The organism is Azohydromonas sp., assembly GCF_035325925.1.
Taxonomy (GTDB): domain Bacteria; phylum Pseudomonadota; class Gammaproteobacteria; order Burkholderiales; family Burkholderiaceae_C; genus Calidifontimicrobium.
Genome location: NZ_DAOKZA010000070.1, coordinates 1 through 11,123, shown reverse-complemented (window position 1 = coordinate 11,123; position 11,123 = coordinate 1). Strand labels below are relative to the sequence as shown.

The 11,123-nt window shown below is 73.3% G+C and carries 13 protein-coding genes and 1 riboswitch; of the genes, 8 read left to right on the top strand and 5 right to left on the bottom strand.

Annotation, left to right across the window (positions count from 1 at the left end; translation table 11 throughout):
• Positions 1-111: 111 nt before the first annotated feature.
• Genes PKC53_RS17475 through PKC53_RS17460 form a run of 4 tightly spaced genes read right to left on the bottom strand, consistent with a single transcriptional unit; the run spans position 112 to position 4,587 of the window.
• Positions 112-888, bottom strand: coding sequence for an ABC transporter ATP-binding protein (locus PKC53_RS17475; RefSeq protein WP_324430948.1), 777 nt, complete (start codon positions 886-888; stop codon positions 112-114).
• A gap of 5 nt (positions 889-893) precedes the next feature.
• Positions 894-1,937 (bottom strand): iron ABC transporter permease, encoded by a 1,044-nt coding sequence (locus PKC53_RS17470; protein WP_324430942.1) that lies wholly within the window; start codon positions 1,935-1,937, stop codon positions 894-896.
• Positions 1,934-2,785: a helical backbone metal receptor gene (locus tag PKC53_RS17465; RefSeq protein ID WP_324430940.1), complete on the bottom strand. Its 852-nt coding sequence runs from the start codon at positions 2,783-2,785 to the stop codon at positions 1,934-1,936. Before PKC53_RS17465 ends, PKC53_RS17470 begins: the two co-directional genes overlap by 4 nt.
• Positions 2,782-4,587 carry a TonB-dependent receptor gene (locus PKC53_RS17460; RefSeq protein WP_324430938.1) on the bottom strand — a complete coding sequence of 602 codons (1,806 nt, stop codon included), beginning with the start codon at positions 4,585-4,587 and terminating at the stop codon, positions 2,782-2,784. Before PKC53_RS17460 ends, PKC53_RS17465 begins: the two co-directional genes overlap by 4 nt.
• Before the next feature lie 120 nt (positions 4,588-4,707).
• Positions 4,708-4,957, bottom strand: a riboswitch (cobalamin riboswitch).
• A gap of 54 nt (positions 4,958-5,011) precedes the next feature.
• Here PKC53_RS17460 and PKC53_RS17455 point away from each other — a divergent pair.
• The 4 genes from PKC53_RS17455 (at position 5,012) to PKC53_RS17440 (ending at position 7,049) form a co-directional block, all read left to right on the top strand.
• A complete protein-coding gene (locus tag PKC53_RS17455; RefSeq protein WP_324430936.1) occupies positions 5,012-5,224 on the top strand; it encodes a DUF904 domain-containing protein in 213 nt (70 codons plus the stop codon).
• Entirely contained in the window at positions 5,221-5,532 is a 312-nt protein-coding gene (locus PKC53_RS17450) for a cell division protein ZapA (RefSeq protein WP_324430935.1), read from the top strand. Before PKC53_RS17455 ends, PKC53_RS17450 begins: the two co-directional genes overlap by 4 nt.
• 183 nt (positions 5,533-5,715) lie before the next feature.
• Entirely contained in the window at positions 5,716-6,237 is a 522-nt protein-coding gene (locus PKC53_RS17445; protein WP_324430933.1) for an EVE domain-containing protein, read from the top strand.
• The gene (locus PKC53_RS17440; RefSeq protein WP_324430930.1) at positions 6,234-7,049 is read left to right on the top strand and encodes a sulfite exporter TauE/SafE family protein; all 816 of its coding nucleotides are present in this window, start codon (positions 6,234-6,236) and stop codon (positions 7,047-7,049) included. The genes PKC53_RS17445 and PKC53_RS17440 overlap by 4 nt, the downstream gene beginning before the upstream one ends.
• A 14-nt stretch (positions 7,050-7,063) precedes the next feature.
• Here PKC53_RS17440 and PKC53_RS17435 read toward each other — a convergent pair whose 3' ends face one another.
• Entirely contained in the window at positions 7,064-8,080 is a 1,017-nt protein-coding gene (locus tag PKC53_RS17435; protein ID WP_324430928.1) for a GGDEF domain-containing protein, read from the bottom strand.
• A gap of 349 nt (positions 8,081-8,429) precedes the next feature.
• On the opposite strand from PKC53_RS17435, the gene rpsU reads away from it, so the two are divergent.
• From rpsU to PKC53_RS17415, 4 genes are all read left to right on the top strand, one after another.
• Positions 8,430-8,642, top strand: coding sequence for a 30S ribosomal protein S21 (gene rpsU, locus PKC53_RS17430; RefSeq protein ID WP_104301834.1), 213 nt, complete (start codon positions 8,430-8,432; stop codon positions 8,640-8,642).
• A gap of 70 nt (positions 8,643-8,712) precedes the next feature.
• Positions 8,713-9,165, top strand: a complete 453-nt coding sequence (locus PKC53_RS17425; RefSeq protein ID WP_324430921.1) for a GatB/YqeY domain-containing protein — start codon at positions 8,713-8,715, stop codon at positions 9,163-9,165.
• Positions 9,162-9,530, top strand: a complete 369-nt coding sequence (locus PKC53_RS17420) for a TIGR01244 family sulfur transferase (RefSeq protein WP_324430919.1) — start codon at positions 9,162-9,164, stop codon at positions 9,528-9,530. The genes PKC53_RS17425 and PKC53_RS17420 overlap by 4 nt, the downstream gene beginning before the upstream one ends.
• Positions 9,531-9,733: 203 nt before the next feature.
• Positions 9,734-10,831 (top strand): TRAP transporter substrate-binding protein, encoded by a 1,098-nt coding sequence (locus PKC53_RS17415; protein WP_324430918.1) that lies wholly within the window; start codon positions 9,734-9,736, stop codon positions 10,829-10,831.
• The last annotated feature ends 292 nt before the right edge of the window (positions 10,832-11,123 follow it).

The window sequence follows — 11,123 nt, the reverse complement described above, 5'->3', positions numbered from 1 at the left end:
CGAGCAGGTACAGCCACTCGGTGGTCTCCTCGGTCAGGCAGACGATGCGTTGCGGGCCCATCGGCAGTGATTGTCGGCGCGGCGGCACGCGAGGCACGCTCGGCGCGGCGGTCACAGGTCGGGCAGCGCCACCCAGCGCTCGCCGTCGTGCGCCGGGTCGGGCAGGCGTTCGACGCGGATCGCGCCGCCGAAGACCGCCTGCAGCGCGGCGCGCACCTCGGCGTGCGCCGGCGGGCCGTCGGCGCGCAGGCGTCCTCGTTCGAGCACCAGCAGGCGGTCGGCGGCCAGCGCCAGCGTCAGATCGTGCAGCACCGCGGCCACCGCGGCGCCGGCACGGGCGCGCTCGCGCAGGCTGGCCACCAGTGCGCGCTGGTGCGGCGCGTCGAGGTGCGTGGTCGGCTCGTCGAGCAGCAGCAGCGGAGAGCGCACCGCCAGCGCGCGCGCGAGCAGCACGCGCTGGCGTTCGCCGCCCGACAGCTCGCTCAGCCGCCGCGACGCGAACGCGGCGCACTCGGTCTCGGCCATCGCCGCCTCGACGGCGGCCTCGTCGGCCGCGGTGACACCGCCGAACAGCCCATGGTGGGGCAGCCGGCCGAGGCGCACGACGTCGCGCGCAGCGATGTCGCCGTCGGCCTCGCCGTGCTGCGACAACCAGGCCACGCGCTGGGCACGCTCGCGCGCGCTCCACGCACCGATCGGCCGGCCGTCGAGCTCGACGCGGCCGGCGTCGGGGCGCCGCAGTCCTGCGAGCAGCGTCAGCAGCGTGCTCTTGCCGGCGCCGTTCGGCCCGACGATCGCCGCCCACTCGCCGCGCCGCAGTCCGAGCGCGACGCCGTCGAGCACGCGGCGCCCGCCGAGCGCCAGCGTCAAGCCGCTCGCGACGAGCATCGCGCTCACCGCCAGCTTCCGCCGGCATGACGCCGGCGCAGCAGCAGCAGCAGGTACACGCCGCCGAACAAGGCGGTCAGCAGCCCGACCGGCAGCTCCTGCGGCGCGATCGCGCTGCGAGCGACAACGTCGGCGGCCTGCAGCAGCACGCCGCCGGCCAGCGCCGACAGCGTCAGCAACGCGCCGTGCGTGACGGTCACCAGTCGGCGCACCAGGTGCGGCGCGACCAGCCCGACGAAGGCCACCAGCCCGGCCTGCGCCACCGCGGCGCCGGTGGCCAACGCCATCAGCGCGACCAGCAGCAGGCGCACGCGCGCCAGCGGCACGCCCAGGCTCGCGGCGCCGGCCTCGCCGAGCACCAGCGCGTCGAGCGCGCGCGCGAAACGCCAGGCCAGCGGCAGCGCCAGCACCAGCACCAGCGCGAGCACGCGCACGCTGTCCCAGCCGAGGAAGGCGGTGCTGCCGAGCAGGAACGCCTGGCGCGCGCGCAGCGCCTGCGGCACGAGCAGCGCGAGCAGGTCGGCCAGCGCGCCGAGCAGCACGCCGACGACGACCCCGGCCAGCAGCAGCACCAGCGGCCGACCGGCGCCGCCGGCCAGCAGCAGCGTCAGCCCGACGCCGGCCAGCGCGCCGGCGAACGCGGCACCGACCAGCCCGACCTGCAGCAGCGCCGCGGCGAACGTCCCGGCGCCGACACCCCCTGCGATCGCCAGCACGCCCATCACGCCGAGCCCGGCGCCGGCGGCGCTGCCGAGCAGGTACGGGTCGGCCAGCGGGTTGCGGAACAGCCCCTGAGCGGTGGCCCCGGCGAGCCCGAGCAGCGCGCCGACCGCGAACGCACCCGCGCTGCGCGGTGCACGGATGCCCGCCACCAGGTTCCACTCGTCGGTCCAGGTCCACGACCAGCCTTCGCTGCCGGCCGCGAGCCCGACCACCGCCAGCAGCAGCGCGGCGCCGGCCAGCACCGCGGCCAGCGCCGCTGCACCACGGTCCGGCCCGGTGACCCGGACGCGACCGGTGCGCGGCGTGGCCGGGCCTTCGACGCTCATCGCGGCTTCGTTCCCAGCGCGGCCAGACAGTCGGCGACGCGCCCGGCGGCCTCGCCCAGCCGCGGGCCCGGGCGCACCAGCATGTCGTAGTCGTCGGGCGCGAAGCCGCACACGCGCCGCTCGCGCAGCGCGTCCAGGCGCTGCCAGCCCGGGCGCTGCGGCATGTCCGCCAGCGCCTGCGCCGACGCCATCACCAGGTCGGGCTGCGCGCGCAACACGAACTCAGGGTTGAGCTGCGGGAAAGCGCCCAGCGACCCCGGCACGACGTTGGCCAGACCCAGGCGCGCGAGCAGCTCGCCGATGAACGACGCCTCGCTCGCCGCGTGCGGGGTCGCGGCGATCTCGAAGTACACGCGGTGCCCGCGCAGCGCCGGCGGCACACGCGCCGCGGCGTCGGCGATGCGTGCGTCGATGCCCTGCCACAGCCGCTCGGCGGCCGCGGCGTCGCCGAGCTCGCGCGCCAGCACCGCGGTGGCGACACGCGTCTCGTGCAGGCTGTCGGCGCCGAGCGCGAGCACGCGCAGCCCCAGCGCCTCGAGCCGCGCCCTTGCACGCGCCGAGGGCACGACGATCACCAGGTCGGGGCGCAGCGCGACGATGCGCTCGACCTGTGCGTCTTCGAGCGAGCCGACACGCGGCAGCGTGCGCACGCTCGCCGGCGAGTTCGAGAAGCGGTCGACCCCGACCAGCCGCGCGCAGGCGCCGAGCGCGCACACCGTCTCGGTCAGCGCCGGCACCATCGAGACGATGCGCGCCGGCTCCGCGGCCGTCGTGGTCTGCGCCGCCGTGGCGGCGGCGAGCACGCCGAGCAGCGTGGCGAACACCGCTCGTGCGGCGGCCAGGGTCATCGCGGCGCCCAGCGCAGCGTCGCGAACCACTCGCGCCCCGGCTGGTTGTAGCCGTAGGCCGTCTCGTAGGCTTTGTCGACGACGTTGTTCAGCCGCAGCCCGAGCACCCAGTCGCGTGCCAGCGTCCAGTCGGCGCGCAGGTCGAGCACGCCGTAACCGCCCATGTGCAGCGTGTTCGCCGCATCGTCGTGTCGCGCCGCATAGGCCTGCAGCGACGCCCCCAGCGACCAGCCACCGAGCTGCCAGTCGGCGCTGGCCTTGACCGCACGCGGCGCGCGCCGCGGCAGGCGTCGGCCCTCGTCGGCGCCGTCATCGGTGGCGTTGCGCGCGTCGACCCAGTCAGCCGACGCGGCGAGCGCCAGCGCGCCGACCTGCGCATCCCACGCCAGCGTCGCGCCGTCGATCGCCACGCGCGGGATGTTCGTCGGCTGCGGCCCCGCCGACATGAAGCTGCGGTAGCGGTGGCGGTACAGCGTGGCGCGCAGCTGGTGCGTGCCGCCGCGCCACTGCGCGAACAATTCCTGGTGGCGGCCCTGCTCGGGTCGCAGGTCGGCGTTGCCGAAGCCCGGGTAGTACAGCTGATTGAAGCTCGGTGCGTTGAAGCTGGTCGCCGCACTCGCGCCGAGCCGCCATGCCGGCGCCACTCGGTACGCGTAGGCCAGCGTGCCGGTGGTGTGGCCGCCGAACTGCGAGTTGCGGTCGCGGCGCACGCTGACCTGGCCCTCGTGCGCACCGTGCCGTCCTGACCACCCGGCGCCGAGCGCGTCGATCGTGCGCTCGTCGACGTCGAACGGTTCGCCGCTGCGCGCCACGCGCTGCTCGACGCGCTCGGCCAGCAGCAGCGCCTCGCCCCGCGGCAGCCGCACGCGGTGCTCCCACGCCAGCTGACGCTGGTCGGTCTCGATCGGGCCGAGCGTGGCCCACGGGCTCGCTGCCGCCAGCGTGTCGTACACGTCGAGCGCCCGCCCGGCGGCCAACCGGGTGTGCCAGCCCTCGGCGAGGCGCCCGTCGACCTGCAGCGACTGCACGCGGTTGACGATCGACGCGCGTGCGTCGGCACCGGGGCCGTCGTCGTACTGCGTGCGCCCGCGCGACTCGAGCCACATCGCGTCGGCACGCCAGCCCTGCGCAAAGGCCCAGCCGGCGCGCACGCTGGCACCGTTCTGGCGCCAGCCGTCGGCGTCGGGGTCGAAGCTGCCGAACGGCACCTTCGCGTTCGTCGCCGAGAAGCCGTCGTTGCGCTGGTGCTGCGCCTGCACGGCGAGGTCGACGCCGCGCGTCGCCACGCCGACGCCGGCGGCGGCCAGCGTGTAGCCGTGACTGCCGCCGCCGAACTTCGCGTTGCCGCGCAGGCCGGCGGCGTCGGCAGACGCCCGTCGCGTGAACACCTGCACCACGCCGCCGAGCGCGCCGCTGCCGTACAGAGAGCTCAGCGGTCCGCGCACGATCTCGATGCGCTCGATCGCCTCGAGCGGCAGGTTGTCGATCGACGGCAGGTCGACGGTGGCCGAGCCGACCCGCACGCCGTCGACGAGCAGCAGCAGGTGGCGTGCCTCGAGCCCGCGCACGAACACCGACGCGGGTTTGCCGAGCCCGCCGTTGACGCTGTACTGCAGGCCGGGCGTGGTGGCCAGCACTTCGGCCAGCGTGCGCGCCTCGCTGCGCTCGAGCGCGGCGCGGTCGAGCACGGTGACCTCGGCCAGCGTGTGCGACACCGGCACCGGCGTGCGCGTGGCCGTGACGACGATCTCGTCGGCCGCGGCGGCGCCGGGAAGCCAGGCGAGGACGAAGGCGCACGGCATCCATGCCGCGCAGGCGGACGGCGGCGTCCGCAGGGAACGGGGATCCATGAAGAAAGGGACTCCGAGCCGAACGTGTCCGCCCGCTTCCCCGCAGGCCGACACCCACGACCCCCGGCTTGCGCCGAGGGTCACCCCGTTGGCCGGTATCCGGGCTGGCGGAAACGACCTCGGTGACCTTCCCGGCGACGACGCGCCAGTGGCTTGCGACCGAAGCGGGGCTCGCGGCTCGACGACAGCCGCTCGCCCGTCCGCTTACCGTTGCGGGGGCAGCGCAGGTTGGGCCTCGTCCGGCGGATCCGGCCTCCCTGCTTCCCGTTCAACCCGCGCCGAAACGAACACCGGCGCGGGCACCAACGGCAGTTATGCTACCAGCCGGCCCGACGCGCCCTCCTACAATCGTCCGCAGTTCCCCGTCGCGCAGCGCATGGCAACCCTGGACCAACTCGCCGAACGCATCGAACGGCTGCTGCTGCGGCACGACGAACTCAAGCGCACCAACGCGCTGCTCGAGCAACAGGTGTCGGTGCTCAGCGCCGAGCGCGACAGCCTGCGCTCGCGGCTGGCCGCGGCGCGCTCGCGCGTCGACGCCTTGCTCGAGCGCATCGGCGCCGACGAGGCCCGGGGCGACGCGCCGTGAAGCAGATCGAGGTCACGATCCTCGGCCAGAGCTACCGGCTCGGCTGTCCCGAGGGCGGCGAGGCGCAACTGCTGGCCGCCGTCGACACCGTCGATCGCGAGATGAGCGCGATCCGCGACGCCGGCAAGGTCAAGGCGCGCGAGCGCATGGCGGTGCTGGCCGCGCTGAACCTCGCGTATCAGCTGGCCGAACGGCCGGCCGCGCCGGCTGCCGGCAGCGCGACGTCGCCGGCGCCCGCCGACGCCGAGTTGCAGGCATTGATCACGCGCATCGACGCCGCGCTCGGCGACGACGGCCGACTGCTCTAGCCACACGCGGCCGCGCGCATAGAATGGCCGCGTCCGTCGCGTTCGCGTGGGTCTAGATTTCCTTGAACCGATGCTCATCGAGCCAGGGCTTGGAACATCGCGCGGCTGGTGTGATCGTCTCGCGTCAGATGAACCCGAAGCCACGTTGACCTCGCCCACCTGAACTTCCCTGAGGGTTCAGGAATGCGGCCCACGGCTCGCGGCGGACACCCTCTCCCCCGCCGCCTCACGGATCCCGTGGCCTACTGGCTGATGAAGAGCGAGCCCGCAGAGTGCTCGATCGACGACCTGGCGCGCGCGCCGCGGGCCACCGTGCCCTGGACCGGCGTGCGCAACTATCAGGCGCGCAACTACATGCGCGACGCGATGCGCGTCGGCGACGGCGTGCTCTTCTACCACTCGTCGTGCGCGGAGCCCGGCATCGCCGGGCTGGCCGAGGTTGCCAGCGCCGCCTACCCCGACGCGACCCAGTTCGACCCGGACAGCGCGTACCACGACCCGGCATCGGACCCGGCGGCTCCGCGCTGGCTCCACGTCGACGTGCGGCTGGTGCGCAAGACGCGGCTGCTGTCGCTGCGCGAGATGCGCGAGCGTCCCGAACTGGCCGACCTGCAGGTGCTGCGCCGCGGCAACCGGCTGTCGATCACGCCGGTGACGCCGGCGCAGTGGCAGGCCGTGCTCGCGGCACTCGACGAGGCCGCTTGAGCCTGGACGCGCTGCTCGTCGCCGAGCTGCTGCTGCTCGGCTGCGCGGTCGGGTTCCTCGCCGGGCTGCTCGGCGTCGGCGGCGGCATGCTGCTGGTGCCTTTCATCACGCTGATCGTCTCCAGCCGCGGCGTCGAGACCGGGCTGGCGGTGAAGATGGCGATCGCCACCTCGATGGCGACGATCCTGTTCACCTCGCTGTCGAGCGTGCGCGCGCACCACCGGCGCGGCGCCGTGCGCTGGGACCTGGTGCGACAGGTCGCGCCGGGCATCGTGGCCGGCGGGCTGCTCGCCGGGGCGGGCGCATTCTCGCTGCTCAAGGGGCACTGGCTCGGGCTGTTTTTCGGCGTGTTCATCGCCTTCATGGCCACGCAGATGCTGCTCGCGCGGCCGCCGAAGCCCGCGCACCGCCTGCCCGGCGCCGCGGGCCGCACCGCGATGGGCGGCGCGATCGGCTTCGTCTCGGGCCTGGTCGGCGCCGGCGGCGCGTTCATGTCGGTGCCGTGGATGACCCGCGGCAACGTGCCGATCCACCAGGCGGTGGGCACCAGCGCGGCGCTGGGCTTTCCGATCGCGCTGGCCAACACCGCGGGCTACGTGATCGCCGGCTGGTCGCTGCCCGCGACGCTGCCCGGCGCGGTCGGTTACCTGTTCCTGCCGGCGCTGCTGGTGGTCTCGCTGGCCAGCGTGGTCACCGCACCGCTGGGTGCGCGCGTGTCGCATGCGATGGACGTGCGCCAGCTCAAGCGCGTGTTCGCGCTGATGCTGTACGGGCTGGCCACCTACATGCTGATCAAGGCCTGGCGCGGCTGAGCACCGCGGCCGGCTCAGGTCGTCTCGAAGCGGATCGCCGCCAGCGTGACGCGGTTGCCGCCGCGGCGCTGCGCCTCGGCCAGCGCGCCGTCGCAGGCGGCGAGCAGTTCGTCGAGCGAGTGAGCCGTGTGCGGGAAGCTCGCCACGCCCATCGACACCGTGAAGCCGACCTCGTGCCCGTCGGCCATGACGATCTGCGTCGCGCACTGGCGCCGCAGCCCCTCCATGCGCGAGTGCGCGGTGGCCAGCCCGACGCCCGACAGCAGCACCGCGAAGCGGCCGTCGTCGAGCCGGCACGACGCGTCCATCGCCCGCGTGTTGCCGCGCAACAGCCGCCCGAGCGCGCCGAGCACGCCACGGCGTGCGTCGTCGCCGAGCATCGCCACTTCGGGCGTCGGCGGATCGAGCGCGATCCACACCAGCGCGAACTCGCGATGCTCGCGGTTCGACAGGTCGACCTCGCGCTGCAGCAGGTCGTCGAAGTGGGCGGCGTCGTACAGGCCGGTGACCACGTCGCGCGGCCCGCCGCGGTGTTCGTGCAGTTCCTGGCGCAGCTGCGCGTTGGCGCGCTGCTGCTGCTCGAGCTGCTCGAGCGCCTGCCGCAGTTGCGCCTCGCGCTGGCGCTGCGCCGCCAGGTCGGTCCACACGCTGGCCAGCCAGCGACGGCCGCCGGCGTCGCGGTGCGCGAGCCGCAGGACGCTGAACTCGTGGCGCTGCCCGCCATGGTCGAAGCGGTGTTCGGCCACCGACGCGGCATCGAGCGCGAGCGCAGTCTGGTCGGCCGAGCGCAGCGCGGTGGCCACGTCGGGGTCGAACAGGTCGGCGTCGGTGCGCCCGACCAGCGCCTCGGCGGGCTGCCCGAGCCACTCCGCCATCGCCGCGTTGACGTGCCGATAGCGCCCGCTGTCGGCATCCTTGACCGCGAACAGCGCCGACTGCCGCTCGACGATGGCGTCGAGCAGCGCCTGCGCCGCACCGGCGAACATGGCAGAGCCGACGGCGTCGTCGCGGGAGAGTTCGGTGGCAGGCATCGGCGGGCGCTGATTGGGGGTCGCTGCGGCCGTGAGCACGTCAGACGACGCGGTCGCACGACATCAATGGTGGGGGCGGGTGAACGGAGGCACAAGCGGCAACGGCGGTGCCATGCGCACCGTCCCTAACTTGAACCGGGATGCTAGCGGGTCGCGCGGGCGGATCCCGCCGCTGCGGGTGCAGCCACGCCGGCTCCCGGCGTCGCAGGCGAAGGCGTGCACTGGCCTCGATCGCGGAAATGACTATAATGAAAATCTTTGCCGGCAAAACTGCGCTGGGCCCGGCGGGAATCGCACCCCCTTCGTTCGACGAAGCCCCACCGCCCGCATCCGAAGGACTTTCCGCTTCATGACCACGATCCGCGTCAAAGAGAACGAGCCATTCGACGTCGCCCTGCGCCGCTTCAAGCGCACCATCGAGAAGCTGGGCCTGCTGACCGAACTGCGCGCGCGCGAGTTCTACGAGAAGCCCACCGCCGAGCGCAAGCGCAAGAAGGCGGCCGCGGTCAAGCGTCACTTCAAGCGCGTGCGCAGCATGCAGCTGCCGAAGAAGCTGTACTGATCGGCGGCTGGTCTTCGACGAAGCCCGCTCGGTGCGCCGCGCGGGCTTCTTCAATTGGAAAGCGCGTGGCATGAGTCTGAAAGACCGCATCACCGAAGACATGAAGGCCGCGATGCGCGCGAGGGACGCCGCGCGGCTGTCCGCGGTGCGCCTGCTGCTGGCCGCGATCAAGCAGAAGGAGGTCGACGAGCGCGTCGCACTCGACGACCTCGCCGTCGTTGGCGTCGTCGACAAGCTGGTCAAGCAGCGCCGCGACTCGATCACCGCGTTCGCAGGCGCCGGCCGCGACGATCTGGTGGCCAAGGAAAGTGCCGAGCTCGAGGTGCTGCAGGCGTACCTGCCGCAGCGGCTGGGCGCCGACGAGGTCGGCGCCGAAGTCGCGGCACTGGTGCGCGAGCTCGGCGCGAGCGGTCCGGGCGACATGGGCAAGGTCATGGCCGCGGCGAAGTCGCGGCTCGCCGGCCGCGCCGAGATGGGTGTCGTGTCGGCCGCCGTGAAGGCCGCGCTGACCGGCGCCCGATGACCGCCGCGATAGCGCCCGACCACCCGAGCCTGCCGGCGCGGGCGATCACCGACGACGTGTACGTCGCGCCGCAGCTCGGCCCGGCCGCGATGGCCGAGGCCGCGCGGCTGGGCTTTCGCAGCGTGATCAACAACCGCCCCGACTTCGAAGGCGGCCCCGACCAGCCGACCTCGGCGCAGGTCGAGGCCGCGGCGCTGGCCGCCGGGCTCGTCTACCGCCACCTGCCGGTGCCGGGCAACTACCAGTCGCCCGAGGAGGTCGCCGCGTGCGCGCGGCTGCTCGCGGAGCTGCCGCGCCCGCTGCTGATGTTCTGCCGCAGCGGCGCGAGGTCGACGCGGCTGTTCGTCGCCGCGCACACGCGCTGAACGCCCGGGCGATGCCCGTGTCGCCCCCATGCTCGTTTTCCTCAGGTCGGCGCGGCCTGCGCGTCGATCACGGCTAGGATCGTCCGCCACGGTCGCATAATCCCGCGGCCTGGGGGTGCCCGCGCGTCGGCCTGCATTCAACGAGGGGCGGCGACCATCGGGAACACCCGTTCCGTCAACCTCTGATATCTGGAACTTCACCGATGGACCGTCGTTCGATCTTGAAGAAGGGCCTGACCGCCACCGCCGCCGTCGGCGCCGCCGCCTTGTCCGCGCCCGCGCTGTCGCAGGGCCGGCAGGAGTGGCGCATGGTCACCACCTGGCCGAAGAACTTCCCCGGCCTCGGTGTCGGCGCCGAGAACCTCGCCAAGCGCATCACCACGATGTCGGGCGGGCGCCTGTCGGTGAAGGTGTTCTCGGCCGGCGAACTGGTGCCGCCGCTGCAGGCGCTCGACGCGGTGATCAACGGCAGCGCCGAGATGAGCCACGGCGCGGCCTACTACTGGCAGAACAAGAACGTCGGCCTGTCTTTCTTCACCGGCGTGCCGTACGGCATGACCTCGCGCGAGCACGCGGCCTGGGTGCGTTTCCTCGGCGGCCAGCAGATCTGGGACGAGATCTACGACCAGTTCGGCGTGCAGGGCTTCCTGTCGGGCGACACCGGCACGCAGGCCGGCGGCTGGTTCCGCAAGGAAATCAAGACCGTCGCCGACCTGAAGGGCCTGCGCTTCCGCACCCCGGGCCTCGGCGGCCAGGTGTGGGCCAAGCTCGGCGCGTCGGTGACCAACCTCGCCGCCGGCGAGATCTTCCAGGCGCTGCAGGCCGGCACGCTCGACGCGGCCGAGTTCGTCGGCCCGTACAACGACCTCGCGCTGGGCTTCTACCAGATCGCGAAGAACTACTACATGCCCAGCTTCATCGAGCCGGGCCTAGCCACCGAGGCGGTGGTCAGCAAGTCGAAGTTCCGCGCGCTGCCCGCCGACCTGCAGGAGATCGTGCGCAGCGCCTGCCAGGCCGAGTACGACAACGTCGCGTCGGACATGTACGCCAACGACCCGCGCGCGCTGCAGACGCTGGTCGACAAGCACGGCGTGAAGGTGCTCAGGTTCTCCGACGAGATCCTCAAGGCCGGCGCCGAAGCCTCGGCCGAGGTGCTGGCCGGGGTGCGCAGCAGCGACAACGCGCTGGCCAAGAAGACCGCCGAGAGCTTCGTCGCCGCCCTGACCCTGCTGCGCACTCGCGCCGACATCACCGACTCGCCGTACCTCGTCGCGCGCGAGAAGTTCTTCAAGTTCAAGTAAGGAGCCTCGTGGCGGTACCCTCCGGGCGACCGCCACGCACCGATCCGACGCCCGCGGCGAACACCCACGCCGCGGGCGTCGCGTATGGCGGCCCTGCCACCCCCCGCTGCGCCACGACCTTCCATGCAAGCCCTCGCGAGCCTCGTCGTCGCCATCGGGCGGCTGAACACCTTCGTCGGCAGGTCGCTGTCGTGGCTGTCGCTGGCCGCGGTGCTGATCTGCTTCACGGTGGTCCTGCAGCGCTACGTGTTCTCGACCACGCAGCTGTGGATGCAGGACCTGTACGTCTGGC